Origin of the sequence: Kitasatospora sp. NPDC059973 (assembly GCF_042737525.1) — a bacterium.
Lineage (GTDB): Bacteria > Actinomycetota > Actinomycetes > Streptomycetales > Streptomycetaceae > Kitasatospora.
Genome location: NZ_JBHWUI010000026.1, coordinates 1 through 26,382, shown reverse-complemented (window position 1 = coordinate 26,382; position 26,382 = coordinate 1). Strand labels below are relative to the sequence as shown.

26 protein-coding genes are annotated in these 26,382 nt (G+C 71.1%); 24 read left to right on the top strand and 2 right to left on the bottom strand.

Features of this window, described 5'->3' with window-relative positions:
* Window positions 1–21: 21 nt before the first annotated feature.
* The 10 genes from ACFWA9_RS10085 (at window position 22) to ACFWA9_RS10040 (ending at window position 8,730) form a co-directional block, all read left to right on the top strand.
* Window positions 22–1,935, top strand: a complete 1,914-nt coding sequence (locus tag ACFWA9_RS10085) for a radical SAM protein (protein ID WP_380385183.1) — start codon at window positions 22–24, stop codon at window positions 1,933–1,935.
* Entirely contained in the window at window positions 1,917–2,531 is a 615-nt protein-coding gene (locus tag ACFWA9_RS10080; RefSeq protein ID WP_380385180.1) for a hypothetical protein, read from the top strand. Before ACFWA9_RS10085 ends, ACFWA9_RS10080 begins: the two co-directional genes overlap by 19 nt.
* On the top strand, window positions 2,528–3,274 hold the full coding sequence (locus tag ACFWA9_RS10075; protein WP_380385177.1) for a hypothetical protein: 747 nt from the start codon (window positions 2,528–2,530) through the stop codon (window positions 3,272–3,274). The genes ACFWA9_RS10080 and ACFWA9_RS10075 overlap by 4 nt, the downstream gene beginning before the upstream one ends.
* A 4-nt stretch (window positions 3,275–3,278) precedes the next feature.
* Window positions 3,279–3,965 (top strand): hypothetical protein, encoded by a 687-nt coding sequence (locus ACFWA9_RS10070; RefSeq protein ID WP_380385174.1) that lies wholly within the window; start codon window positions 3,279–3,281, stop codon window positions 3,963–3,965.
* On the top strand, window positions 3,925–4,782 hold the full coding sequence (locus tag ACFWA9_RS10065) for a protein kinase (protein WP_380385171.1): 858 nt from the start codon (window positions 3,925–3,927) through the stop codon (window positions 4,780–4,782). Before ACFWA9_RS10070 ends, ACFWA9_RS10065 begins: the two co-directional genes overlap by 41 nt.
* Before the next feature lie 92 nt (window positions 4,783–4,874).
* Window positions 4,875–5,012 carry a hypothetical protein gene (locus tag ACFWA9_RS10060; RefSeq protein WP_380385168.1) on the top strand — a complete coding sequence of 46 codons (138 nt, stop codon included), beginning with the start codon at window positions 4,875–4,877 and terminating at the stop codon, window positions 5,010–5,012.
* Between the two features lie 98 nt (window positions 5,013–5,110).
* On the top strand, window positions 5,111–6,028 hold the full coding sequence (locus ACFWA9_RS10055; RefSeq protein WP_380385165.1) for an aKG-HExxH-type peptide beta-hydroxylase: 918 nt from the start codon (window positions 5,111–5,113) through the stop codon (window positions 6,026–6,028).
* Window positions 6,025–7,320 (top strand): serine hydrolase domain-containing protein, encoded by a 1,296-nt coding sequence (locus ACFWA9_RS10050; protein ID WP_380385163.1) that lies wholly within the window; start codon window positions 6,025–6,027, stop codon window positions 7,318–7,320. The genes ACFWA9_RS10055 and ACFWA9_RS10050 overlap by 4 nt, the downstream gene beginning before the upstream one ends.
* A 146-nt stretch (window positions 7,321–7,466) precedes the next feature.
* A complete protein-coding gene (locus ACFWA9_RS10045) occupies window positions 7,467–7,946 on the top strand; it encodes a hypothetical protein (RefSeq protein WP_380385161.1) in 480 nt (159 codons plus the stop codon).
* Window positions 7,947–8,241: 295 nt separating this feature from the next.
* Entirely contained in the window at window positions 8,242–8,730 is a 489-nt protein-coding gene (locus ACFWA9_RS10040) for a hypothetical protein (protein WP_380385159.1), read from the top strand.
* A 101-nt stretch (window positions 8,731–8,831) separates the two neighbouring features.
* Here ACFWA9_RS10040 and ACFWA9_RS10035 read toward each other — a convergent pair whose 3' ends face one another.
* A complete protein-coding gene (locus ACFWA9_RS10035; protein WP_380385157.1) occupies window positions 8,832–9,443 on the bottom strand; it encodes a hypothetical protein in 612 nt (203 codons plus the stop codon).
* Window positions 9,444–9,599: 156 nt separating this feature from the next.
* Here ACFWA9_RS10035 and ACFWA9_RS10030 point away from each other — a divergent pair, with 156 nt between their 5' ends.
* Together ACFWA9_RS10030 and ACFWA9_RS10025 are read left to right on the top strand one after the other, a co-directional pair.
* A complete protein-coding gene (locus tag ACFWA9_RS10030; protein ID WP_380385154.1) occupies window positions 9,600–11,888 on the top strand; it encodes a type IV secretory system conjugative DNA transfer family protein in 2,289 nt (762 codons plus the stop codon).
* 8 nt (window positions 11,889–11,896) lie between these two features.
* Window positions 11,897–12,193, top strand: coding sequence for a hypothetical protein (locus ACFWA9_RS10025; protein ID WP_380385151.1), 297 nt, complete (start codon window positions 11,897–11,899; stop codon window positions 12,191–12,193).
* 98 nt (window positions 12,194–12,291) lie between these two features.
* Here the strand turns inward: ACFWA9_RS10025 and ACFWA9_RS10020 are convergent, their stop codons facing one another.
* On the bottom strand, window positions 12,292–12,726 hold the full coding sequence (locus ACFWA9_RS10020; protein WP_380385338.1) for a helix-turn-helix domain-containing protein: 435 nt from the start codon (window positions 12,724–12,726) through the stop codon (window positions 12,292–12,294).
* Between the two features lie 324 nt (window positions 12,727–13,050).
* Between ACFWA9_RS10020 and ACFWA9_RS10015 the strand changes: the two genes are divergently transcribed.
* The 12 genes from ACFWA9_RS10015 to ACFWA9_RS09960 all read left to right on the top strand — a co-directional run bounded on the left by ACFWA9_RS10015 (window position 13,051) and on the right by ACFWA9_RS09960 (window position 25,655).
* Complete coding sequence (locus ACFWA9_RS10015) at window positions 13,051–14,082, top strand: conjugal transfer protein (protein ID WP_380385148.1); 1,032 nt, start codon at window positions 13,051–13,053, stop codon at window positions 14,080–14,082.
* A gap of 85 nt (window positions 14,083–14,167) precedes the next feature.
* A complete protein-coding gene (locus ACFWA9_RS10010) occupies window positions 14,168–14,419 on the top strand; it encodes a hypothetical protein (RefSeq protein WP_380385145.1) in 252 nt (83 codons plus the stop codon).
* Window positions 14,416–14,988, top strand: coding sequence for a hypothetical protein (locus ACFWA9_RS10005; protein WP_380385143.1), 573 nt, complete (start codon window positions 14,416–14,418; stop codon window positions 14,986–14,988). Before ACFWA9_RS10010 ends, ACFWA9_RS10005 begins: the two co-directional genes overlap by 4 nt.
* A complete protein-coding gene (locus ACFWA9_RS10000) occupies window positions 14,985–17,609 on the top strand; it encodes an ATP-binding protein (protein ID WP_380385140.1) in 2,625 nt (874 codons plus the stop codon). Before ACFWA9_RS10005 ends, ACFWA9_RS10000 begins: the two co-directional genes overlap by 4 nt.
* Window positions 17,606–18,199, top strand: coding sequence for a hypothetical protein (locus tag ACFWA9_RS09995; protein ID WP_380385137.1), 594 nt, complete (start codon window positions 17,606–17,608; stop codon window positions 18,197–18,199). The genes ACFWA9_RS10000 and ACFWA9_RS09995 overlap by 4 nt, the downstream gene beginning before the upstream one ends.
* A gap of 3 nt (window positions 18,200–18,202) precedes the next feature.
* A complete protein-coding gene (locus ACFWA9_RS09990; protein ID WP_380385134.1) occupies window positions 18,203–20,296 on the top strand; it encodes a hypothetical protein in 2,094 nt (697 codons plus the stop codon).
* Between the two features lie 7 nt (window positions 20,297–20,303).
* Window positions 20,304–21,083 (top strand): hypothetical protein, encoded by a 780-nt coding sequence (locus ACFWA9_RS09985; protein WP_380385131.1) that lies wholly within the window; start codon window positions 20,304–20,306, stop codon window positions 21,081–21,083.
* Between the two features lie 3 nt (window positions 21,084–21,086).
* Window positions 21,087–22,310: a peptidase M23 gene (locus tag ACFWA9_RS09980; RefSeq protein ID WP_380385129.1), complete on the top strand. Its 1,224-nt coding sequence runs from the start codon at window positions 21,087–21,089 to the stop codon at window positions 22,308–22,310.
* 23 nt (window positions 22,311–22,333) lie between these two features.
* Window positions 22,334–23,542, top strand: coding sequence for a tetratricopeptide repeat protein (locus ACFWA9_RS09975; RefSeq protein ID WP_380385126.1), 1,209 nt, complete (start codon window positions 22,334–22,336; stop codon window positions 23,540–23,542).
* Between the two features lie 432 nt (window positions 23,543–23,974).
* A complete protein-coding gene (locus ACFWA9_RS09970; RefSeq protein WP_380385123.1) occupies window positions 23,975–24,295 on the top strand; it encodes a hypothetical protein in 321 nt (106 codons plus the stop codon).
* A gap of 78 nt (window positions 24,296–24,373) precedes the next feature.
* Window positions 24,374–24,952, top strand: coding sequence for a hypothetical protein (locus ACFWA9_RS09965; protein ID WP_380385120.1), 579 nt, complete (start codon window positions 24,374–24,376; stop codon window positions 24,950–24,952).
* A gap of 352 nt (window positions 24,953–25,304) precedes the next feature.
* Window positions 25,305–25,655: a hypothetical protein gene (locus tag ACFWA9_RS09960; protein WP_380385117.1), complete on the top strand. Its 351-nt coding sequence runs from the start codon at window positions 25,305–25,307 to the stop codon at window positions 25,653–25,655.
* Window positions 25,656–26,382: the final 727 nt, after the last annotated feature.

Below are 26,382 nucleotides of genomic sequence, written 5' to 3'. Positions count from 1 at the left end.
GCAGCAGCAGGGAGGCAAGCGATGTACGGCACCACTGGCCAGCACTTCGAGATCCATGAGCTCTACCGCAGCCTGGACACCGAGGACCGCACCGAAGCGGCGTCTGTGATCTTGAAGCTGCGCGGTGAAACGTGCGACGTCGATTGCCTGTACTGCTTCGAGAAGCGCAAGGAAGCCCCCGGAGGGGCCGTGATCACCGCCGAGCAGGTCCGGGACCTGGGCAGGCTCTTCCGGGGGCGTCCCGTGGCGATCGAGCTGCACGGCGGCGAGCCGCTGACGGTCGGCCGCGAGCAGATGGCGGCTGTGCTGCGCGAGCTCGCCGCACAGCCGAACGTGGTCCGCGTCTCGCTCCAGACGAACGGCGTGCTGCTCGACGCCGCGTGGCTCGACCTGTTCGACGAGCTGTGCCCCGGGCTTCGGATCGGGATCTCGATGGACGGCGACGCGAAGGGCAACGCATGGCGCGTCGGCTACGACGGGCTCCCGATCTATCCGCGCGTCGCCGCGGCCCTTGAGCTGCTGGCCGCACGCGGCAAGAAGGCCGGGGTGGTCTGCGCGGTGACGCCGGCGGTGCTGGGGCGCGCGGGCGCGGTGCTCGACCACCTCGCCGGTTTCGGGTCGGTGAAGGCGGTGAACTTCGTCCCGTGCTTCGACTCCACCGTCCGCCGGCCCACCGCGAGCACCGGGCGTCGGCCCCGCGTCCCGAAGAGCCGCGAGCTACAGGCGGCGGCCGTCAGCGGCGCGGCAGCGCCGGCGTGGGCGATCCACCCGGACGAGTACGCCGAGTTCGTCCTCGCCGCAACGATCCGGTGGATCGAAGGCGGGCACTTCCGGCAGATGAAGATGGACCCGGCGGTGGCCACCATCCGCGCCCTGAAAAACTTGGACACCGGGCACTGCCACTTCTCGAACCTCAAGTGCGACCACGTTTTCACGCTGTACCCGGACGGCCGGCTCGGGAGCTGCGACGAGCTCCCGTGGCCGCAGGCCCGGCTGACGCTCTTGCAGGACGCCACCGACCAGCGCCAGCTCCTCGCCCAACAGCAGAGCTCGAACCTGCTCGCCCAGGGCAAGGCGCTGATGGGCAAGTGCACGACGTGCGACTACGCCAGCGCATGCGGCGGCGGCTGCGTGGCGAGCAGGTGGCGGATGAGCCTCGCCGGCAACGGCGGCAGTGACGACGCTTACTGCGACTACCGGATGCGCATGATCGACGGGGTCGCCGCGCTGCTCGCCGACCCCGGCCACAGCGCCGGCGCCTGGTGCCGCACCCTGCGGTGGCGCCCGCGCGCCACCAACTCCATGCGGGACGTCGCCGCGTTCATCGCCCGGTGGGACAGCCCGGAAGCGCACCGGCCGGCGGCGCGGCTGCTCACCAGCGACCACGGCAACATCAACACCGCCGGACTGCCCGGCATCCACGAGGCCGACGACCTCGACCCGCGTCACCCGCAGTGGCAAGAGGGCATCGAACCCGGCGTGTGGCCGCTGGTCGATGCGATCACCGGCCGGTGGGGGCTGATCACCTACGACAGTTGCCAGGGCCACCCCTACACGGGGCTGGAGCTCGCACCCAGAGCGCGCCAGGTCGGCATCCTGGCCCGCGACCGGGACGAGTACGCCCGCGCCGGCGCCGCACTGTGCCGCGCGGTCGCCGCGGCACTCCCGCACCTGCCCGACGCGGTCACGGTCACCGTCGGACGCTCCGAACTCACCTGCGAGACCAGCGGCACCACGGCGCCCGGCCTCGACCTTGAGCTCCTGCCCGTCCCCGGGCACGACTGGGCCACCTACTTCGAGCACCTCGACGCCGCGACCGCCGCCGTCGCCCGCGCCCTCGAAAGCGAGCAGCCGACCGGCGCCGACTGTCACTGCCCGATCCCCGCGCCCGCCGCGAACACCGAGGGAGCCGCACCGTGCCCGACCCTGACGTGACGCTTCACCAGCTCATCGGCCGCATCGTCTACTTCCACGCCCTCTTCGTCGAGCCCGCCGCCGTCCCGGCCGGGGAGTCGATCGACGGTGAACGGTGCTGCAACCACCTTCCCGAGCGCCCCGGGCCGACGTCGGCCGTCGTCCTGGTGGAAACCGCGTGGACCGCCCTCGACGAGCTGTCCGCCACCCTGCCCGGCCGCGCCCGGCGCTGCCCGGTCAACGACGCTTCGTGCTGTGCCACGTGCCGTGTCGCCGACGCCGGCGCGGCAATCGCCGACGTTTGGTTCGACACCGAACACCGCACCTACCACGGCGGCCCGGCCGGCGAAGCGGATCGACTCGCGTGCCGCAGGGCGTTCAGCGCCTCCCTGTCGCGGGCCTTCGCCGAGCAGCACGCGGCGCCGTGCCCGTCCACCCTGACGGCCGCCGGCGGACCGCTGCCCCGCGCCGACGACTTCCCGCTGACCGGTGAACTCCTCACCGTGTGGGACGACCCGCTGTCCACCACGGGCGCCCCCGTCGTCAGCTGGCTCAACCACTGCACCGGCCTGGACGACGTGCTCCGTGTCCTCGAAACCCGGAAGGGAACCGCATGATCCACATCGCCGAAACCGTCGGCGTCGCGAGCGTCGAGCACTTCCTCGCCCCCGCCGAGCGGACGCGCCTGGCCGAGCTCATGGCCGACATGCTCAAGACCGACGACGGGGCCCGCTTCGGCCCGGAGCGGCGCACCAGCATCCACGAGATCCCCGGCCACACCCACGAACAGGCCATGGCCGTCTACGAACCCGCCGGCCGGATCGAGATCGGGACGATCCCCGACGACGCCGAGAAGCTGCTCCAAGCGGCGTTCGACCGCGCCCGGCCGGCCCTGTCCCGTGCGATGCCGTCCATCACGACGTGCCGCCCGTGGACGTACGTCGAGTACGGCCCCGGCCAGCACATCACCGCCCATCTCGACGGCATCGCCCCCGACCCGCTCGCGTGGCCGCGCCAGATCGCCGGGATCAGCGTCGTCATCGCCGAAGCCGAGGACGGCGGCGCCTTCTACGTCGAGACCGCCAGCAGCGAGCACCTGTGGAACGGGCAGCCGACCAACCCGGCCGCGTACGGCTACGCGCCCGGGATGTGGCTCGCCCACGACGGCGCCGACAACTCCGCCACCTGGTTCCAGAAGATGCCCCGAACCCGGTGGAGCGTCACCCCGGCCCCGGGCACGGCGCTGCTGTACGGCTCGCAGCTCGCGCACGGAACGCTGCCCGTCGTGAGCGGGCGCGTCGCGAAGTTCATCAGCTGGCTCACCGCCGACAGCGCGCCCACGCCGACCGGCGGGCGGTGACCCGGTGCTGTTGGCCCTCGAAGGCATCGCCGGAGCCGGGAAGAGCAGCCTGCGGGACCGGCTCCTCGCGGACGCCGCCGCGATGCGCCTGCCGGTCAGCCACGTAGGACAGTTCTCCTGGCTCTCCGCTCCCGCGGCCCGGACCCTGATCGCCCTGCGCGCCGGGCGGCCCGGAGCCGATCCACACGACGCGCCAGAGGCAGCGTGCTGGGACCTGACGCTCCACGCCCGCTTCGTCATCGCGCCTGCCCGGCGGGCCGGCCCGGTGATCGCGGACCGGCTCAGCCTGTCCACCGCCGTCCTGCTCGCCCTGGTCCACCGCCGACCCGTCGCCGACTACGTGCACCAGCTTGCCGAGCAGAGCGGCGCCCGACCCGACCTGACGATTCTGCTCACCACCCTGCCGAGCACCTGCCAGACCCGGATCAGCGACCGACCCACCGCGCGCCGCTTCACCGAAGACCCCGACACCGCCGCGCGGCTCGCCGACCTGTACGACGAAGGCGCCCGTGCGTGGACCGCCGCCACCGGGCTGCCCGTCCTGCGCCACCCCAGCACCACCCCGGGCGACCTCGACGCCCTGGCAACCACCTGCCTCGACCGGCTGCGCGAGCACGCACAGCCGGCCCCGACCACGGGAGGGCACCACCATGGAGCTTCACCCGCTGCACCCGGCCGCGTGGGTTCTTGACCACGTCCGAGAGGCCGGGTTCCACGTATCCGACCTGCTCGCGTTCACCCGAGCGAGCACCCTGATCAAGGCCAGCCAGCCCGGACACGAGCCCGTCGTCCTCAAGGCCGGATTCGGCAGCAACCACGTGCTCGCCGAGATGGACGACGACCAGCGGCCGGCCGCGTACGGCTTCTACTGGTACGCGCAGATGACCGCGCCCGAACGGGCACTGACCCGCGAAGACTTCCGGTACGAGCGAGCCACCACCCTGCACGCGGCCGGAACCCCGAACGTCGCCGGCCTGATCGACCACGGCGACGGCGACCGCTTCGACTGGTACACGATGCGCCTCGCCGACGGCGGCAACTTCCGGACCTTCATGCAGTCCCCGCAGGGAGCGGACCAGCCCCGGGGCCTCGCGATCCTCGCCGACGTCGCCGCCGGCCTGCACTCCCTTCACCAGCTCGGGATCGTCCACCGCGACGTCTACCAGGAGAACATCCTGATCCACGACGGCGAAGGCATGATCACCGACCTCGGCGCCGCGCGCCGCGGCGACACCCCGCGCGGGCCCGTCAGCCGCAGCCCGGAAGTCCACTGGCCCCCGGAGTACGCCACCGCCTACGACCGGGCGACGCCGGCCGCCGACGTGTTCAGCCTCGCCGTCCTGGTCCACCGCTACCTGTGCGCCGACATCCCCCGTTTCGCAACCACGCCGGCCGCCATCCCGGCCCAGCTGCGCCCCGTGATCGTCGCCGCGCTCGCCACCGACCCGGCCGACCGGCCCGACATGGCCGAGCTGCGCGACGCCCTCCAGGCCACTGCCAAGCAGTAAAGGGGGCGCACGGTGCCGAAGGAGAGATCACCGCCGCCGCCGCGAACACACCCGAACACCCCCAACCCTCAACCAGTGGAAGGCAGAACACCATGGACGAGAACCGCATCGACGAGTTCCTGGCCGACGTCGAGGAGCTGCGCGGCGACGACGAGACGGTGCGCACCACCGCCCACACGTCGAGCGTGTCCGCCGACGGCTGGCCGACGGCCGAGACCGAGACCGTCTGACCAACCCGAGCCGCCCGGCGCTGCGAGCGCCGACGGTGAACGATCCCGGCTCCGGCCCCACGCGGGCCGGAGCCGGCCCCACCCCGGAGGAAGCAGCCATGACCACCACCGCCGCCGCCCCGTTCGCGTACGCGCCCATCCGCCGCCTGCACGAAGACCGCACCCGCCAGATCCGCACGATCACCCACCCCGACGCCCCACAGCGCCCCGACAGCAGCGCCGGTACGGCGTTCGGCTACGCGGTGGCCCATCACGTCCTCGAAGGCGCCGAGAGCGCCGCCCGCGCCCGCGACGTCGCCCGCTTCGACTGGTACGCGACCAACCCCGACGCGGGCGCCGGCGTCCTCGCGTCCCCCACCGCCGCCGGCCCGCGCGTCATCGTCGCCCCCGACCTGAGCCGGCTCCCCACCTCGCCGATCTCAGACACCCCGTACTACGTGCTGGGGCCCGACAGCTGCGCCGCGCCGCGCACACTCCAAGACCTCGCCGCCGCCGCGTACTCCACCGCCGACGCGGCCGGCTTCGGTGACCTGCTCGCCGCTCACGCCGTCGTCGTGTGCCTGCTGCGCACCAAGACGCTCGGCCAGACGCTCGACAGCTGGACCATCACCCGACTGCCCGGAACCGTATTCACCGACCACATCGGCGACCCGGTCGTTCTCGCCCGAGACCTGATCCACGAAGGCGGCCACAACTGGCTCAACGACGCGCTCACCGCGACCCGATCCAAGGTCAGCGACACGGAACGCTTCTTCTCGCCGTGGAAGGACACCGTCCGGCCCGCGTTCGGGTTCCTGCACGCCTGCTGGTCGTTCCCCCTCACCATGATCTACACCGCCCGCATCATCGACCAGACCACCGGCGACCTGCGGAAGTTCCTCGCCGCCTATCTCGACAAGCAGCGCCCGCTACTCGCCGCCACCGCCGCGGATCACGCTCGCGCGCTCGACCTGGTCGCCGACGACGACCTTCGCACCCGGCTGCGCGACGTCCACCAGCAGGCGGCCGGCCTGTGACCGGGGCGCCCGGTCTGTCCCTGCTCGTCCACCGCCCCGGCGAGCCCCCCGTCCACCGCTGCGCCGGCGTCGCGCACATCGAGACGGGCACGCCGATCGGCCCCGACACCGCGTTCAACGTCGGCTCCGTCGCCAAGCAGATCACCGCCCATCTCGCCGTGCTCGCCGACCGCGACGCCCTGCTCGGCCTTTCGCGGGCGGCTGCCGACGTGCTGCCACAGCTCAAGGTCCCCGGTGTGACGATCACCGACCTGATCACCCATCACGCGGGCGTCCGCGACGCTGAATCACTGCTGTCGCTGGCCGGCTTCCGCGACCTCGACCACTACACGGCCGCCGACCTGCTCGCCCTCGCCTACCGGCAGGATCAGCGCGCCGTACCGGCAGGCCGGTTCCTGTACAGCAACACCGGATATCTGCTGCTCGCCCGAATCCTCGAAACCGCCCACGGCACCGACCTGCGCACCATCGCCGACGACCGACTGTTCGCCCCGCTCGGCATGACCGGCACCGTCTTCAAGGACGACCCGCGCCGCGTCATCCCCGGGGCGGCCAGCAGCTACCGGCCGGCCGCCGGCGCCGGGTGGGAGCACACCGAGCAGCCCGTCGCACTCCCGGGCCCCGGCTCGCTCTGGTCCACCGCCGGCGATCTCGACCGCTGGCTCGGACACCTTCACCACCAGTGGCTGACCTGCGGTACATCGCTCCCCGGCACGCAGGTCCCCTACCGGGCGAGCGACCACCCGCCGGACGTCTATGGCCCCGGCCTGTACGCCGACCACCAGGGCGCCACCGCCGCGGTCTTCCACTTCGGCCACGAGCACGGATTCTCGGCCGCGACCTACCTCAACCGGGCGGGCCTGCGGGTCGTGACCCTGTCCAACCATGCCGGCACCGGCGCCGAACACATCGCCGCCGCCATCGTCTCGCAGCTGCGCCGCGACCCGGCCGCCGATCTCGGCGCCGTGCTCGCACGCCTGGCCACCGCGAGCAGCACGCCGACGGCGCTCCCCGCGGCCGAGCCGGACAACGGCGGCGGCGACCAGCCGCACACCATGATCGGCGTGTTCGCCTGTGACCAGGTGCCCGGATCGCTGCGCCTGTCCCGCAGCAACGGGGAGCTGTACCTCTGGCGTCGCGGCACCCGCGACCGGCTCACCCGCACGGAGCCAACGCTGTACACCAGTGACAGCTACGTCCTCACCGTGCCCACAGCTGACGATCCGATCGACCGCTTCGTTCTCGATCTCGCGAGGGCCCCCGGGCTGCTCTACCGCATGCGGCCACACTGACGCCGGCATCCCGGACAGGCCGACGCCGAGGGGATGCCAGAACGAGCTTGATCGAGAGTCACAGTCCCGTGCCGTCCGGTAGCGGTTTTGCAAGCAGAACGCGGCTGATTCACCAATTCGTGCGGAGTCCGTCGTGTGACGGCCGCATGGTTGCGATCCTGTTCGACATGGCCACCAACCGCAGCCGCACGGCTGGCACCAGGCAGGAAACCCCGTTCGGTCTCACCCTCTCCCGCACACACATCGAGCCGGCGGGCTGGCTGCTGACCCTGAGCATGGAGCCGCGCACCCCCGCCGGAGAGCTCGACGACCTCTCTGGGCTGGGCTGGCCGCTCTGGACAGACACCTTGCAGCGTGACCCGCGATGGGTGGTCTCCTTCGACGCCCGCACCCGGCGTCTCGTCAGGATCGTTCGCCTCAACGACGCACAGACCGCCGTGCAGAACAACCTGTTCGCCCTGGGCGACGGCATCCCCCTGGACGAGCGCCTGTGGCCGACGGTCGAGGGTGAGCGCCCGGTCATCCTCTGCGGACCGCTGCGCGGCGAGCCCACCACCGAGGCCATGGACGCCGCGAAGGCCGCCGGCACGCTGCGCGGCATCGCCGCCCGCTGCCTGATCTCATGACCGTGCGCTGAGCTCCGCCCGCCCCGGCACGACGAAGCGCCCGCCCCCTGGGGTCGGGCGCTTTCGAGTCGAGGGCGCAGACCTCACGGGACGTCGGGCTCCGCGAGATCCTCGGCCCGGACAGCGCGCAGTGCCGCCCTCGCACCCGCCGCCTGGCCGAGGACCTCCGGCTCCTGGGCGTCGGCACCACGACCAGCCGTCTGAACTCCCTCTCCGAACGCTGCGGCCTCAGCTGATGATCTGAGTACCTCGGCAGCGCCCGGGGCGCCCGGCGGCAGCGCCTAGGATGCCGGGCATGCCCTGGGACTTCCCTGTGATCGAAGCCGAAGCGTTCCCCTTCTCCCTCACGACCGATCGCGCCGTGATGCTCATGCAACCGGTCGCCCGCACCGCCACTGACGAACTGGAACAGGCGTACTCCGAGGCCGTGTTCGACGACGAGTCCGCGCTCCAATCCGCGAGTGGCGTACACGTCGATGCTCACTGGCGGGTCGAGCCCGACCACCGTCACGTCGTGCTGGTCCTGACCGGCCGCACACCCCGCGCTTTCACACTCGGGCTGCGGTACGCGATCGACAACGACCGCGAACGCGAGTTCTTCCTCGGCCTGGCCCACTACCCCGGCCCAGTGCTCCTGAGCATCTATCCCGACAAGGAAGATCTCACCCGGGCCGCCATCGCACTCAAGCAGGGCGACCCGTTGTTCATGAACCTCGGCATCGGCGTCGCCGAACCCCTCTACTGCCGCCCCCTGCTGCGGCTGGCCAAGACCCCGGCCGCCTAGTCCGCGACCACTCGCGGCCCCGGCCGGCCAGGCGCCGACCGGGGCCGCTTGCACACCCGGGGCCCTGGCTGCGGCAGGCCGGGCGCGCTGCCTGGCCCCGGTCAGTAGCCGGAGGGTTCCCGGCGCCCGGCTGCGGCGAGCCGCTTCGCGTCGGCGGTGAGCTCGCCCCGGCGGTCGTCGATCAGTCCCCGCCACGCCTTCGCCCGCAGGCGGAAGCGGTCGCGGCGGTCCTGCTCGGTAGGGCCGTTGAACACCGAGGCCTCTGGTCCCTCGGCGTCCAAGTGGTCCCGGCACACGGACAGGTAGCGGCTTCCGCCGATCGCGTCCCCCATGCACCCAGCCGCCGTGCACAGTTGCCGGCTGTTGCCGAGCAGGACCAGCGCGAACCGCAGCTCGCTCACCCCGACGCGTACGACCAGGGCCTCGCCGTCGGCGCTCTCGACCCGGATTTTGTCCATGGTGTTCGCGTCGCCGGCCAGCACCGCCACGTGCAGGTGCCAGAGCAGCGCGAGGTGCGCGCGGGTGAACCGGGCCACCGTCCCGGCCGGGGCGAGCTCGACGGGCAGCTCGACGAACGGGCGCGGGATGTGTGCCTCCGTCAACTCGTACTCGATCGAGGTGAAGTCGTGCCGCCAGACCTTGGCGGTGAATGAGTCGAGGGGCTGTTCGCCGCTCGCGACGGCGGCCGGCGGCGTGCCTGGTTGGGTGGTCACCCGCGCCAGCGTAGGCGAGCAGGCCCGCGCTACCCGCGTCGATCGCCGCGGGTGCGCGTTGTGCTGGGAAAACGATCGCCCACCTGCCCCACTGGTGAGCGAGGATCGCCCTGTGCGCCCGATCGAGGGCGTGCTCACCAGCACGAAGGGGGACGGGTGAAGCTGCCCGGATTTCTCAACCATCTACCAGGCGGGGCCGGCGGCGCGGGCGGCGGCCTGGCCGTCGGGGCGCTGGTCGTCCTCGCCTTCTTTGCCCAGCAGGCGAAGACCGCAGCCGAGAAGGAGGCGCTCAACCGCGCCATTGAACGGTTCTTCGGCAACGTCGCCGCCGGCGTCGGCCGGTACTTCTCCGGCCGCGAGCTGGACGGCGTCCAGCGCAGCGAGGCAACGTGGTGGCACTCCGGCGCCCCGGCGCCGGACGACGAGCGTAACGAGACCCCGCTCGCCGACCTCGGCCGCAGGGCGGCCCCCGCGCCGGGCGTCGTGCTCACCAAGGCGCCGCAGCCGGGCCTGCTGACCCGTGCCGGTCGCGCCGTCGCCTTCCCGTTCCGCCTCCTCGGCAACTCCCTCGCCGGCATGGTCCGCGTCCTGCGCGCCTGGTCCCGCTGGCCGCTGTCGGCGCGCTCGGCCGTGCGCATCGCCCCCTTGCTGATCGGCTGGGGGTGGTGGCGCTTCCCCGGCGAGACCCAACTCGCCCTGACCGCCGCGGCGGGGGCCCTCCTGGTCGCCGCCGCCACCAGCCCGGCCGGCCTCGGGTGGTGGCGCGTCACCCCGGCGTGGACCGACGGGCAGGTCTACGGGCCCGGCCTGTGGGTGCCGATCCGTCAGGTCCTCCGACTTGAAGACACCGAGCGCCGAAAGCGCTGGCTCGAAGTGCCGGACGATTTCCGCGCCGACGACGCACGCATTCTGCTGCGCCTTCCCGTCAGTTGGGTGGGAAGCCCGGAAGCGCGGGCGCAGATCGAGCGGCTCGTCGAGGAGCGCACCCCGGGTGAATGGATTCCGCGATGGGAGCGGACCGAGAAAGAGCATTACGTCGAGTGGACGTTGAAGCCGAAGCCGAAGCCTCGCGTCAAGCTGCCGGACTACGTCCAGTGGAAGCCGACTGGAGACCCCCGGAAGGTGTTCATCGGGCTGTCGATCGAGGACAACGAGCTCGTTGACGCGATCATCCAGACGCAGACCGAAACGCCGCACTGGGGCGTGGGCGGTGACACCGGAGCGGGCAAGTCCACCATTCTCTACCTGGCCGTCGTGAACGCGCGTATGAACGGCGAACTCGTCGATATCCTCGACACCAAGCGCAACTCAATGATCGAGGCCGAGGGGCATTCGGGCGTCCGGGTCCACAAGACGGTGCGCGCCTGCATGGCCGCCTTCGCCGAATTCCTCACGTCGATGATGGCCGCCGAAGCGGCGGGCGAAAAGGGCGGAGACCCCGCCATGCGGCAGCAGCTCGTCGGCCGCACGCTCGTCGTGGACGAGCTCCCGACGCTGATCAAACTTGCGTACATCTGGTGGCGCCACGGCATCAAGGGAAAGGGCCAGCCACCTTTTCAGGACTGGCTCGCGATCATCCTCCTGCAAGGCCGCTCCTCGAATCACCGCGTGGTCGTCGGAACCCAGCAATTTGCGAATGCGTATTTCGGCGGAACCATGGAGCGGGCCCAGATCGGAACCCGAATCGTGGTCGGCCAGCAGGAACGAACCTCCTGGGGCGTGGCTTTCGGTCAGTCCACCCCGGTAATCGCGTTCGACACCACAGTGAAGGGGCGCGGAGCATTCTCGGACAAGCGCCGCGATGCCGAGGGCGAGCACCTGTTCGTCCGGGAGATCCAAGCGTCCTTCATCACGCCGGAGGTGGGGCGGTACCTCGCGGCCTGCCCGCAGGCGCCGGACTGGTTCGACGCCGGCGCGATGGCGCCATGGATCACGGAGGAGGCCCTCAAGGAGGCCGCATCGACTGCGGCCGTCGCCGACTTCCTCCCCGGCGGCAAGTACGGCCCTGCGTCGCTGCCCCCTGTCGCGGTGCGAACCACGGGGGTGATCGCGGGGAGTTCGCCCACGTCACAGGGCGTAGCAGCTCCGATCGCGACAGTGGACGCGACAGGGATCGCGACAGCACCGCCGGCCGACGCGACGCCGGAGGAGGACCCCGACGCCGGGCCGGAGACCTACACCCTCACCCAGGCGTACGAGCGAGAGCCCAAGATCCTTCCGTGGAAGGCGGCGACGGTCCGCACCTACCGCACGCGCGGCGAGAAGCGCGGCATCCCGTTCCCGGAGGGCGTGACCGACGGGCACACCTGGTTCTACACCGAGGAGGAGTTGACGACCTGGCTCGCCGCCTGGGAGGACTGGCAGAAGAACAACAACGCCAAGCCGGTCAACAGCCCTCGGCCGGCCGCCGACGATTCCGCAAAGGAAGAAACGCCGAGTGCCTGAGTGGTGACATGGCGCAATCGGGGGAGCGGGGCCTCGGCGGCGAATCGCCGACCGGGGCCGAGGCCCTGCTCGTCGCCCTCGACCTGTACGCCGGTGAACTCCGCGCATATGCCACGGGCGATTTTGCCCAGCAGGCGCCGGCACTCGTCGGTGCCTGCTGGGGCATGCGCTGGCCGATTCCGAACATGGAACCCGCGGGGATCAGTTCACTGCTGCATTCCATCGTCCCTCACGCGGAGAATCTCATCCGGCGTAGTCGGATTCGCGAGAAAGACCTCGGCGTGATCCTCGAAGACGGGGCTTAGGAGTTTCGATCGACGCTATCCAGAGAGCGTGTGTGCAAGCCCGGCGAGAAGCGGCCGTAATTTCTGGCTGAGCACTGTCGGTGAACGGGGCGGGGAGTTTACGACTCCTCGCCCCGTTCTAATGTCCGCCGCACCTGCTGTGGGCATGACTCGGCCGCCTCGGCGATTGCTTTGCGCGACACGTTGAACGCCGATGCCAGCACGGGAATCCATCGCGGCGGCATCATCTGCCGCCCGCGCTCCACATCGCAATACGCTGGAACGCCGATCTCCAGTGCTCTTGCCGCGTCGCTTTGTCGCAGGCCAGCAGACATGCGCAACTGCTTGAGGGTGGGGGCGCCTTCCGGTTCGAGCAGATCGGCCACCGCTACGCCGAGCAGATCGGCCAGACGTCTAAGCCGAGGGGGGAGAGGAACAGTTCCTTGCACCCGCCAAGTCCTCACCGCCGACGCGGAACAATCGCAGTGCTCGGCGACTCTTTTCGGCGTCAGTTTCCGGGCTTTCATCAATTCGCGTAGAACGTTGCCCCGCATCCGCATCCGGCGGCCCCTCCGACTCGTTGTGTACGGATGGGGTCGAACTCTAGCGGCCACGATCGGCCCCGATGTCCATGTCACGACCCCTGCCAGGCAGTCACCCAACCGGGTTACGAATTTCTTTGACGGTTGTCGGATACGGGCATATGGTCGATCACTCGCACCCCATGTGGCTCCTGGGGTGCACGGGGACGGGGAGGTACAGGGTTGCCCAGCGCAACGAACATCCTGCGGAAGGTCATGGGCCTGCCGGAGCCCACAGAGCCGGTGCACAACCAGGGGGGACGGCCGCAGAAGCGACGGGGGGAGCCGGCGCCGCCGGTGCCCCAGCAGAGCGTGCCCACGGGGCCGGTGAGCCTGTGGGAGGAAGCCGGCCGCGAACTCGCCCGGTCTCAGCAGCAGGGCACGCCGCCCGCGGCGGCGCCAACTGCGCCGCCGCCGAGCGCGGCTGACACACCGTGGACACCGCAGGCCGAGAAGTCGGGCGTTCGCTTCGCGCAGCGTCTCGGCCGCGGCCTGCTGTGGGGCGTCGTCGTCCTGGCGTGCGTCACCGGCCTGCGGAGCTGGTTCTTCCCGCCGAAGGTCCACATCCCGCCGCCGGCGCCCGCGAGCACCGGCCCCACGTACCCGACGGCCGACGCCCAGGCCGCCGCCGCGCTGTTCACCCGGGCCTACCTCGGGTGGGACGAGGCGGCGCCGCAGGCCCGCGCCGCGGCTCTCGCCTCGCTGCTGCCGTCCGGCTCGGACACCACGATGGGGTGGGACAGCCACGGCCACCAGGACGTGCTTGCCGTGCAGGCCGCCGCCGTGACGGTCGGTCAGCAGGGGCAGGCCCGGGTGCGCGTCCTGGCACTGATCCGCTCGGCCGTCACCCCGGCGCAGGGAGCTCCGGCCCCGCCCGCGCAGTGGGTCGCCCTTGAGGTGCCCGTCGCGCAGAGCGCCGGCCGCGTCGTGGTGACGGGCGAGCCCGGACTCGTCGGGGTGCCCGCCCAGGGCCCGGCGGCGCCGCACGTCACCGCCGCGCCGTCCGACTCGGCGATGACGACCGCGACTCAGCCGATCGTTGACCAGTTCCTCAAGGCGTACGCCGCCGCCCAGACCACTTCGACCACCACCTCGGCCACCGCGCCGGGGGCGAACATCCCGCCCCTGCCGGCCGGGTTCACGTACGGCGGGCTCACGTCCTGGACCGTGGACGTCGGCCAGGGCAACACCCGCACCGGCACTGCCCGCGTCTCCTGGACCGTCGCCGGCGCCGTGATCGAGCAGACGTACCGCGTCGAGCTGACCCAGGTCTCCAGCGCCTCCGCCCAGACCTGGCAGGTCGCCGACGTCCACGGCGGAACGCTCTAACACCCGCTCCTACCCCAGGGCTCCGCCCGCCGTGTGGACCCGCCCAAGGTCCCGAACGACCGATCACCACCACCGAGGGGTACCCGTGCAACCGATTCAGCAGCTCGCCGCCATCACCGACGGTTCCAGCCTCAAGGGTTGGATTCTCGCGTTCGCCGGCAACATTTTCGCCGCCTTCCTCGCCCTGCGCGCCCTCGGGCACTTCCTGAAGAAGGAGTGGGGGGAAATGATCACCCTGTTTGTTGCTGCCGTCTTCGTGGCCGCGATCATCTGGTTCCCGGACGGCGTGAAGACGGTGCTCACCGACGTGTGGGGCAAGGTCTCGGGTACCGCATGAGCCGGACCGGGCGTACCTACACGCGACACTTCGACCTCGACCCGAGGCAGCACGAGCTGCTTGGCGTTGACCTCGGCGAGGGGCTGGTCCGCAGGGCCCTGATCCTCGGGATTTCCCTGCTCGTCCTGTGGAACGGGGCCCTGTTCCTGGTCCTCGGCCTGCCGACCATCCCCACGCTGACTCTCTACATCACGCCGCCGCTGGGCGTCACGTTCTTCGGCGCGCAGCGCAGCATCCGCCTCGACCGTCGATACAACTTCACCATCTGGGCCCTGACCGCCCGATACCTGAGCGTCGGTCACCGGCCGATCATCTGCGGCGGCCGGCGCGCCGCGCACCGCTCCGAATGGCTGGGCCGCCGCGCCCGCTGGGGCCGCCAACTGGAGTGGTTCGCCGACACCCCGCTCGGCCCGCTGGTCGAGCGCTGGCTCGGACCCGAGTCCGCCATCCCGACCGGCTCCGGCACCGCGCTGCGCCTGGACACCCGCACCCGCCTGTACGGGCCCGATGCGGTGGTCCGGGCCTACGGCCGCAAGGCCCTGACTACGAACGAGGAGACCCGCCCGTGAAGATCGCGAAGAAGATCGCGCAGCTCGTCGGCCTCGGCGGAGACCGGTCCGCAGGGGCCCCGCACTACCTCGCCATCTCGGACGGCCTGATCGTCACCGGCACCCACGCCGAAGCCTGGTACGTCCTCGACAGCTCGAACACCGACCTCATGTCGGAGGGCGCCCGCGACGCCGAACTCGACCACGCGACCAGCGCCCTCGCCCGCACCCTCGCCGGCCAGGAGTGCCACCTCAAGATCCTGTGGAGCCCGCTGTACGCCGAGGACTACCGGGACGAAGCCGCGCGGATGTTCAGCGCCGGCGACTGGCAGCGATGGGCAGACCTGCGCGTCGCGCGCCTGGAACAAATGGGGCTCCCCACGCGGCACCTGCTGCTCGGCGTCCGCCTCACCGAGCGCACCGGCCAGGCCCAGAGCAACAGCCGGCGTAGCGTGCAAGAGGGCTTCGGCATCGCCCAGGCCGGCATCCCGCACAAGGACCTCGCCCGACTCGACGCGCTGATGCGGCGCATGGGCAGGCGCCTTGAGGCGTCGCCGTGGAAGGCGCAGCCGGCCCCCGTCGAGACGCTGGCATGGATGATCTCGCGCGAGACCCACCGCGACGGCCCTCTCCCGGCCGCCAGCCGCGGCGTGATCTCCGGCGCCAAGCTCGCCACCCTCACCCGCGGCCGGGCGCTCCCCTTCCCTGACCACGTGCAGGTGACCGACGGGACCGGCGCCGTCGTGGCCTGGAAGTCGGTGCTCACCATGTCCGGGTTCCCCGAGGAGATGGTCACCCCCGGGTCCGGCGAGTGGCTGCGGGTGCTCGCCGAAATCGACTACGTACCGGAGCTCGACGACGAGCAGCTCGCCGAGCTGGAGCAGCTCGGCATGATCGACCTGCCCGAACTCGCCGTCCCGGTCAGCCCCGAGGCATCCGTCCGCTTCACGGTGCAGCACAAGCGGGACGCCCTCAAGCGCGTGGACGAAGCCCGCCGGCTCGCCAAGGAGCAGCGCACCAGCGCGGCCAGGCACAGCGCGGAGGACCCGGGCCTCGACATCGAGGAGACCGAGGCCACCATGGGCGGGCTCACCCGTGACATGCGCCGCGACGACCTGACGCTCGTCGAGGACCACCCCCGACTGATCGTCACCAGTACGACCGGCCTGGCGGACCTGCGCGACAGGGTCGATGCGGTGATCACCCACTTCGGCGGCATGGGGATCTTCATCGAGGTCGGAGAGCAGGAGCAGCGCGAGCTGTACCTCGAAGCGATGGCCGGCGACCAGCTCCGCGTGCCCGACCTCGGGCACGTCCGGGACGTCACCGCGCTGGCCGGCTCCTGGTGGTGGGGCGGCGCCAAGCTCGGCGACGACCACGGCCCGATCATCGGCTATCTCACCGGCACCACCCAGGGCGCTTTCAGGTACGACGCGACCGCCGGTTCGGACCGCGGCGACGCCACGACCACGGCGTTCATCGGCAGGTCGGGACGCGGCAAGTCCACGGCGATGATGCTCGCGATCTTGGACGCGGCGTTCCGCGGTAGCTTCGCGCTCACCTTGGATTTCAAGGGCGACCTCGGCGGCCTGGTCACCGCGGCGCAGGACTTCGGCCTCAACGCGCACTTGATCGAGATCAGCCCGAAGTTCTCCGGCGTGCTCGACATGTTCCGGCTCCTGGACCGCGAGGGCAGCGAGCGCGCGCAGGTCGAGGTGCCCGCACAGCTGAGCATCGCCGCGCCCCCGCACCTGCGGGCCGCCGGCGCCGAGACGCCCATCCAACGCGCCGTCAACGCCGTGATCGAACAGAACGCGGAGCCCGCCACGTGGCAGGTGATCGAGTACCTGCGCGGCATGGACGACAAACTCGCCAAGGAGACCGGCGACGCGCTGTTCGAGCTCGCCCAGACCCCCCTTGGCGCGCCATTCATGGGCAAGTTGACCGGCGACGCCGTCCCGCTGCGCCCCGAGCCGGGCGTCTGGGTCGTGCAGATGCCGGGCATCCTGCTGCCCGAGGCCGAGATCGCCCGCGAGGACTGGAACCCGCTGCACCGCATGTCGGTCGCGCTCATGCACTCGATGCTCGCCTACGGCGTGACCACCGCCGGCCGCCGCGACCTGCGCGGCCTGCGCAAGCTCGTCTGCGTTCCCGAGGTGCACGTCCTCACCGCGACCAGGGAAGGCGCCGCGTTCCTCGGCTACATCGCCCGCGTGGGCCGTGCGCTCGCAACCGCCCTGCTGCTGGACACCCAGGACCCGGAGAGCCTCATCAAGCTCACGGGCGTGATCGAGCAGCTCGCGACCGTCTTCGGGTTCCAGCTCACGACGAAAGATCAACAGAACGCGCTTGCCGAGCTGCTCAACCTGCCGAAGGAAGACCTCACCCGGCAGCTCATTCAGTCCGTCGGCGTCAACCCGAACCGGTCGATCCGACACGGCCACTGCATCGCCCGGGATCACCAATTCAACTCCGCTACCGTGCAGTTCGACATTCCGTCGGCCGAACTCGCGGCTCTCCTCGACACCTCGCCCAAGGCTCAGGGCCAAGGCCAGGAGCCGGACACCGAGGACGAGTTCGACGACGACGACCAGGGCGCCGCCGGCGAGGGCGGCGTGCGGATGGAAAAGGTGACCACATGAAGAACACCGTCGTGACCGTGGCGCTCGCCGCCGGCCTCCTTGCCGTGGCCGGCTGCTCCTCGACCGGCACGGACACGGGCAAGGACAGCAAGCCCGCCCCCAACCCCACAGCCGCGGTCCTCAAGGCAGCCCAGGACTACCAGTCGGCCGCCAACCGCCAGGATTGGCAAACCGTGTGCACCCTCAGCTCGGCCCGCCTGCGCGGCGGCACCGTCGCCGATTGCGTCAGCACCAACACCGTCACGCCGGCGGCGAGCACCTCGGCGAGCCCCAGCTCCACCGTGAAGCCGCCCACCTACGCCGACGGTTCGACGCCGGCGCCGATCGCCACCTCGACACCGTCCGGGCCGGACCGGGCCAGCGATGGCCCCCTCACCCCCGGCGACGTCCTCGCTGTTCCCGCCTCCGGCGACCACCCCGCCGGCTACGGGGTGTTCCTCTCCTTCACGGTCACCTGGCCCGGCCAGAGCGCCACCACCGACTACCGTGCGCTGCGCCTGGTCCAAGAGGCCGGCGGGTGGGTGGTGGACCAGCACGAGAGCAACATCCAACGCGCGGACCAGCTCCGCTCCGCACTACTCGGGGGGTAACCGATGATCTGGGCGCTGTACTACCGCCGCCCGCTGCTGTGGCGCAATGTGTTGGTCCCGGCGCTGTTCCTGTTCTTCCTCTACGCCCTGATCCTCTGGACCGCCGGCGTCGCCCACGCCGAGAACATCCAGCCGACCGGGATCGGCGACCTGATGCCCTCCCCGGACTCCGGCGTGCCCGCGGGGCAGGGCAACATGTACGAGACGTACCGCAACCCCGGGATCTGGCAGCTCGACACCAATTACGGCATGTCGGACGTCATCGACCCCATGCTCAACGGCCTGGCCGAGATTTGCATGGCCCTGATCAGCGTCATCGGCACGGCCTGCGTCGTCGTCGTGCAATGGCTGTTCGAGCTGACGTCGATCCCCGCTCTTGAGGACGCGATCAGCAAGAGCATCGCCGGCGCCGCCAAGGGACTGATGGAGACTCTCCTCCCCAGCGCCCTCGCGGTCGGCGCCCTGATCGCCTTCGTGCAGCACAAGAAGGGCAGCGGCCTCTCTCAGCTCGCCTGGGTGTTCCTCTCGGGTGTCGTCTCGGTCTCGCTGCTCACCAGCCCGGGCACATGGGTGGGCGGCGTGGACACCGCCCGCACCGTCGGCGCGAACATCACCCTCAACGCCACGGCGGCCGGCCTCGGCGACGGCACGAGCGACTTCCCGTTCAAGCTCGGCCACGACCCGGCGCAGACCGGCAACCAGCGCAACGACATGCTCCGCAAGGCGGGAGACTCCATCTGGCGGACGTACGTGGCGACCCCCTGGTGCGTGGCGGAGTTCGGCAGCATCAAGGTCTGCCAGAAGTACGGCAAGAACGTGCTCGACATGGGCGCCGACTACGGAAAGCGCAAGGACTGGCTCGACGACCACGGCAGCGACGACAACATCGGTCACGATTCCCGGCAATGGTGGGAGGGACACAACACGGCCGGCCGCCTCGGGGTCACGATCCCCGCTCTGATCGCGGTCGTCATCTTCGCCGCGCTCGTGCTGCTCCTGTGTTTCGCCGGCATCGCGAGTCTCCTCGGGGCCCTGATGCTGCTGTTGACTGGCGTGATTTTCGCGTGCCTGTGGGTGATCCCCGGCCGGCCTCGACAGTGGGGCATCGCGTGGTTCGACAAGCTCCTCGGATACACCCTTGAGTCGCTGATCGCGACGCTCACCCTCGGCGCGGTGCTGTGTCTCCAGACCGCCACGACGCAGATGTTCGGCACGTACGGATGGCTGCCGTGCACGGGCCTGGCGATCTCCGGCGCGGTCGTCGGCGTCAAGTTCCGCAGCACCGTCGCCCAGATCTTCGGCGTCTCCGGCGGCTCCAAAGGCATGCTCGGCGGCCTGCTCGCCTCACAACTCATCGGCAAGGCCGCCGGCAAGCTGCTCAGCCGCGGCAAGGGCGGCAAGAGCAAGCCCCACGACTACCAGCCCGTCAGCGGACCCGGCGGCGACAACCAGCGGGGCCCGGCTTCCTCCGGGCCTGGCAGGGGAGGATCAGGCGGCAATCCCGGACAGCAGGTACCCAAGCAGCGCCCGCCGGCGCCGCCGCCACTGCCGTCCGCGCCCACACCGCCAGGCGAGCCCCTCGCCCCGGCAGAGGCCCGCGTCCCGGCAGGCCAGGCCCGCGCCAACCGGCGCACCGTCCTGTCCAGCTCCAACCGCCCCAGCCCGAAGCCGAGTCGGCGCCCCGGGGCACCCGGAGCCCCGGCTCCTCGCCCCTCCACACCGGGCAGCCCGCGACGCACCGACGCCCCGGGAGTCAGCCCCGGCCGCACCGGCGCCGAGACCGCCGCTCGCGCATCCGATGGCACCACCGCGCCCGCCGCCACCCGGGCACCGCGCCCCGCCGCTGCGCCCGACCGTCCGGCCACCACTCCAAGCCCGGCGCTGCGGCCCGAGTCCGGCGCGCCGAACTTCGCCTTCCGGCAAGCCCCGCCACCGCCGGCCCCAGGGGTGCGGAACATCCGCCGCGGGACGGTCATCCGCGGCAACAGCCGGCCGCCAGTGCGAGTGACCTCCGGCAGCCGGCCGGGCCGGGCGAGCTCGGCCCCGACCACCCCGCGGCCGACAGTGCCGACCCCACGACCCAACACAAAGGGGTGAGTAAGGCATGGCCAACAACGACGACGAGCGCACCCCGGAAGAGTGGCGGGAGATCCTCCGCCACGGCCTGCGGACACCGGAGGAGAACCTCGACGGCAACCGGCGCCAGCGCCGCCGGGCCCGGGCCGCGCACCACCACCAGGCCCGCAAGGACACCGCGGAGTGGATCAGCGACCAGCGCCGACGCGAGCCGATCCGGCCCATCGGCGCCGCCCTGGTCGTCGCGCTGATCCTCGCTCTCGGCGCCGGGGCCCGGTGGCTGTGGCCCGACCTCAACGGGACCACCCACCACCCCGGCGCCGCCCCGGCCTCGACCGCGCCGAGCGCCGTCTCGCAGGCGAGCGCCCCGGCGGACACGACCAGTCCCACCGCCTCGCCGAGCGGCTCCCCGTCGCCGGCGAACCTCGCGGACCACGACCAGGTTGTGCAATCCGCGCTGCGCCTCTACCTGACCCGCGACCCGATGGCCGACCGCAACCACCGTGCCTCGGTGGAGCGGGCCGCGGCCTACCTCGAACCCGCGCTCGCGGCCAACCTGGTCGGCAACAACGACCCAGGGTTCGACAAGCTCAACTCACAGTCCGCCAACGCCCGGGTGACCGCCGTTCAGGTGGGGCCGGCCGACCCCAACCTCCCCGTGGACAACCCGCTCCGGGTCTGGCGCAAGGCCGTCGTCAGCCTCGACGTCAAGGGCTACACCGAGACCACGCAGACGACGACTGTGCAGGTCGAGGTGACCAACGACGGTGCGGGCGAGTGGCGCGTCTCCCGAATCCTGGGGCTGTAGCCCATGGACCAACGAGACGCGGCCCGGGCGGTCTCCCTCGCGACGAAGGTCGCCGGACGCGGGCTCATGCTCAAGTTCGGTGTGGCCGGCGCCGGGATCTTCTTCGTGCTGCTGCTGGTCTTCGGCCTGGTCGCCGGCGGCATGTCCGGTAGCGCCGCTGCCGCCGCGCAGTCCTGCGGAGACCTCGGCACGCCCAGTGCGCCGCTGCCCGGCGGCGGCGGCTCGACCCCCTCGGGCCCGCTGCACGACCAGGAGCTCGCCAACGCAAAGGTCATCGACCAAGCCGCCCAGCAGGGCGGCTTGTCCGGCCGCGCAACGCTGATCGGCCTCATGACGGCCCTACAGGAGAGCTCGCTGATCGACCTGCCCAACGGCGACAGGGACTCGATCGGCCTGTTCCAGCAGCGTCCGTCGGCCGGCTGGGGAACAGTCGATCAGATACTGCACCACCCGGACTTCCAGGCCCATTCCTTCTTCTACGGCGTTGGCCCCCAGCACGACCCGCACGGCCTGACGCAGATCGTCGCCTGGCAGACCATGAGCCTGGGCGGTGCCGCCCAGGCCGTACAGGGCAGCGCTTACCCCCTGTTGTATGCAGGTCAGGAAGCCCCGGCCCGCCAGATTGCCCAACAGGCCGGCATCAACCTCGACCGGCCGGGAACCGGCGACGGCAACGGCCACGTTCCCGACTCCAGCGGCAGCCCGACACCGACCAACAGCACGGGCGGGAACTGCTACTCCAGCACCCCGCCAGGCCAGACCGGAGGCCCCTTCCACGACGGCTCGTCACCCTGGCCCGACGTGGTGAAGAACCCCCGCTCCACCGAGCAGGCGATCCAGTGGGAACGGGACCAGGCCGCCACCGGCGAGGCGACGTGGCACCTCCGTTGCCTGGCGACCGTCGCCAGCGCCTACGGCTGGGGCGGCGCCGGCTATACCAACCCGCCGGCGAACAGCCACAGTTACGCGACCGAGCTGTACCGCAACCTGATACCCGCCTCAATGCACCACGACGGGGACAGAAATCCACCGCCGGGCGCGCTCATGTTCTGGGATACAGGATCGCTCGCTGGACACGTTGCGATGTATATCGGAAATGGCCAAGTGGCGAGCTCGGACATTCTCCGCCCTGGGTATATCGACATCGTCCCCGCCACCGAAATTGAAACCAAGTGGGGCGCGAAATACATAGGATGGGCACCGCCGTATTTCCCGGCCGCCGGGTGATTACGGCAGAAAGAAGAGTCACCATGAGCTTTGATCCTGACCAGGACCGCGAGGCCCCGATCGACCCCGACCAGGTTCCCGCGACGCCCGTCTACACCATCATCCTGACCACGCTGGGCACGGCCCAGGTGGACGGCGAAGAGGTGTACGTCCCGGCGGGCGGGAACCCACGCCTCGCCGCACTCGCCGAGGTCAGGATCAAGGCCGCGTTCCACGGCCGACCCGTCCGCGCCATCGCCAAGGACGTGGACGGGTCCGTCGTGCCGCTGATCGTCGCTGTAAACGGCAGCGTGGCCCTGCTGACCCGCCCTCACCCGCCGGGGCCCGCACCGGTGCCGGCTCCGGCTCCGGCCGTCCAAGCCCCCGCACCGGTACCCACGACGCCCGCCCCGGCCCCGGCCGCGGTGCTCGCTCCCGCCCCGGCCGCGGCACCCATGTACACCGCCCCCGCAGTGCCGATGCCGGCCCCCGCCGCACCCCTGCCCGCCTACGCCCAACTCCCGGCCCCCGGAACCCCATACGCCGGCCAACCGCTACCACCCTGGGCCCACACGCCGCCGCCCACCCGCCCGACCCTCCCCACACCCGCCCCGGCCCCCGCTGCGCCCCGCCCTGCGGCCCCGCCGCCGGCAGCCCCCCAGACCGCTGCACCGCTCCCGGTCCACCCGCAGGACGACGACCCGTTCACCACCCGCGTTATTGCCGTCCCCAGGAGCGCCGAGCCGGTCGTCGAGCCCCCCGTCGCCCCGGCCGCCCCTGCCATCCCCGCCGCCGCTGCTCCCGGACCGTGGGACGAGCCCATGCCCGCCGCGTACCGCCCGCTCCTCGACCGGATGCGGGCCCAGCAGAGCGCCGGCAACTACGACGCGGCCCTCACCACCGCCGAACTGATCGGGGAGGCCCTCGCCGAGCTGTACGGCGAGCTCCACCCCCACACCGTCAACCTGCTCAGCATCCGGGCGTGGCTGACCTACCAGCGCGGCGACGACTGGGCCGAGGCGGCGGAGACCTTCCTCGACGCAGTCGAACGCCGACGCAAGGCCAGCGCCCCCGCAGCCGATACCGAGCGCCTGGCCACCGACGCCTACCGGGTCTGGCGCAAGCTCGCCCAGGACGACCCGGAGTTCGCCCTTGAGCTCGCCAACCGGCTCGTCGAGGTCCTCGACCACGACGAGAAGCGCGCGAAGGCCGTGATCACCTGGGTCGAGAAGGGCCCAACCCGGTCAGCCTGACCCCCCGGCACCGAGTGCCCCCCTTGCCCTTGCCGGCAAGGGGGGCACTCGCGTCTCTGGGGCACAGCGACAGGCGACGGGGCGCAGCAGGGCGCAGCGTGCGGCGTCCAGGGCGGTTGCTGTCCTCCTTTGCCCGGGAGGTGGTCCCCAGGGTGCCGCACGGCCCCCCGAGGGCCGCCCTCGGGCCTGGCGGCCCTCGGGTGGATCGCCGGGCACCTCGCTTCGCTCGGCGCGTTCACCGGCGATCCAGTCCGCGCAAGCGCGGACCGCCCGGCCGGGCACCCTCCTTCGTCGGGTGCGTTCACCGGCCGGGTTGTCGGCCCTGCACCTCGCTAGCGCTCGGCGCGCACCGGGCCGCCAAGCCAGGGCCGCACGGCCTCCTGTGGCCCACCTCCCGGGCACCCCGCCCGGGGCCGGCCCAGGAGAACCGCCTTGAGCAACAAGACCGTTGCCACCCGCACCGAGACCTCGCCCGCTGCGCCCGAGCAGGCCGACGCCGAGCACCGCATCACCCCCCAGGACGACGACCTCCTCGCCCTCACTCGCGAGGAGTTCATGACCCTGGTGAACGGCGCGGCGGACCTGATCCTCGACGCCCTCGACCTCGGCGAGCGGGACTCGGACCTGATCAACCTGGTCGTCAACGCCACCGGAGCCATGATCGACAACCCGGACGTCACGTTCGACGAGATGGTCATCGAGCAGTACAGCGAGACCCCCGACGAGCTGCGCGGCTGGTGGGACTGGAGCTGACCCCATCCCCGGCCGGCCGCACACGCGGTCGGCCGGGGCCCCCCGTTCCAGCCCCGACCCACCACCAGGAGAACCAGCATGACCAGCGCAGCCATCACCGCCCAGCAGCTCGCCACCGCGAAGGAGCTCGTCACCGACCTGCACGCCGAGGGCATTGCCGCCCACATCGTCCGGTGCTGCGACACCGTGTCCGTGGCGATCAAGCACACCGTCATCCCCGAGACCGCCACCCTCTACATCGAGCAGCCCGCCGACGACCCCACCTGCGTCCTGTGGCTGGTCAAGAACGAGGCAGACGAACCGCTCGACTGGAGCGACTGGACCGTGCCGGCCGACGAGCACCGCCGGACCCGCACCGTCCAGCGCATCCGCGAGTGGTTCCGCCTGCACGAGTACGTTCCGGACCGCCCCGCCGACGCCAACCCGCAGAGCTACACCCGAGAGCACATCATCGACACCATCGAGGCCGCCGTCGCCCGCCTCGGCGTCGAGCTCGCCCTCGGCGAGCAGGACCAGGACCTCGCCGAGCTCGCCCTCGACACCCTGCTGTACCTCCTCGACCACCCCGACGCCGGCATGCGCGAAGTGGTCCGGGAGCAGCGCGGACTACACGACCCGGAGGATCTCCTCGGCTGCTGGACCGGCCGGAACAGGTAACCGGCACCAGGGCGCAGCAAGGGGCGCAGCGGGACGACTCCCGCTGCGCCCCTCCCTTTTCTCCGGGGGCGTGACCCAGGCTGCCACACGGCCCGCGTGCCGCCCTTGGGCCCTGGCGGGCCCTGCGGGTGGGGGCCGGGCGGCTTCGCCGCGTCCACCGGCCCCCAGTCCGCTACGCGGACCGCCCGGCCGGGCACCTCGCTGCGCTCGGCGCGTTCACCGGCCGGGTACATCGGCCCTGCGCCTCCTCCGTCGGCGCGCACCGGGCCGATAGCCCTCACGAGGCCGTGCGGCCTCCTGGGTCACGCCCCCGGAGAACTCCGAGGGAAAGCCTCAGAGAAAGGCGTGACCAATGGTCGTCGTCTACTGCAAGGAATGCTGCGCCATCGCCATTGCCGACAGCCCCGAAGAAGCGTCGTACTGCCCCCACTGCGGCAGCTCGAAGCACGCCACCATTACCGGGGCCGGAATCGCGGCCACGCTCGATCTGGTCGAGATGATGGGGGACGGGTACTGGCTCATGGATGTGAGCAACAGCTCGGCCGGAATGACGTGCACGGAGGCGGGAATCCTCTGTGACTTCCTTCGGGAATTCGGCCGCTACGGCATCGCTGACGACCTCTTGAAGGACCACGCGAGTCACGATGACGAAGGCGACTCGCACGGCCTCGACGAGCGCGGAGAGGTGTTCACGCGGGAGTAATTGAAAGCCCGTCACGAGAGGGGCCCGGCGGATTATCCGCCGGGCCCCTCTCGCTTTGTTCCGAAAGGCTCGGCCTGTGCTCCGAAAGGGTGAAAGTTTCGTGTTGATTGGGGGCCGTTTCAAGGTTACAAAAATGTGATCATTTGGGGCCCCTAATCGACAGCCCTTCGGGCTGGCACAGGCTGCCCCTGAAGTGGCCTTCGGCCACGGGCAGCCACGGCCCCGCTTCGCGGTTCCGAGCGGAAACCCGCCCCCCTTGAGTGGCCTTCGGCCACGGGGGCGGGAAAGACCCTGCCCTGACGGGCAGTCGCTTACGCGAATGGGCCCCCCTAAAAGTCGCTTCGCGACTTGGGGCCCAACCCTGCGGGGCTATTGAATAAAGACCGTCAGTTACCCTACAATCGAATTCAGAAAGGCACTTGATAAAGCCTCAAAAAGCTCCCTGATAAAGCCAGAGAATCAGGCGACGCGGGGTATCTGAGTGATCGTCAAGGCCGACTTTCAAGCCGAGCCAAAGAGGTCTAGACCATACAGAGGGTTGCCAAGGCAGCCCGAGGCCGCCACGCTCCTCCCAGTCAGCCAAGCACCTGAACGGCGTGAAACGCCGTCAGGTGCCAAGCCGCGAAGCGGCAAAACCCCAGGTCAGAGGCCGCGAAGCGGCCGACCTGACCACCCACCAGCCTCCGCGAAGCGGAGGCCCGCCCTGCGAAGCCGGGCCCGGCCGGGC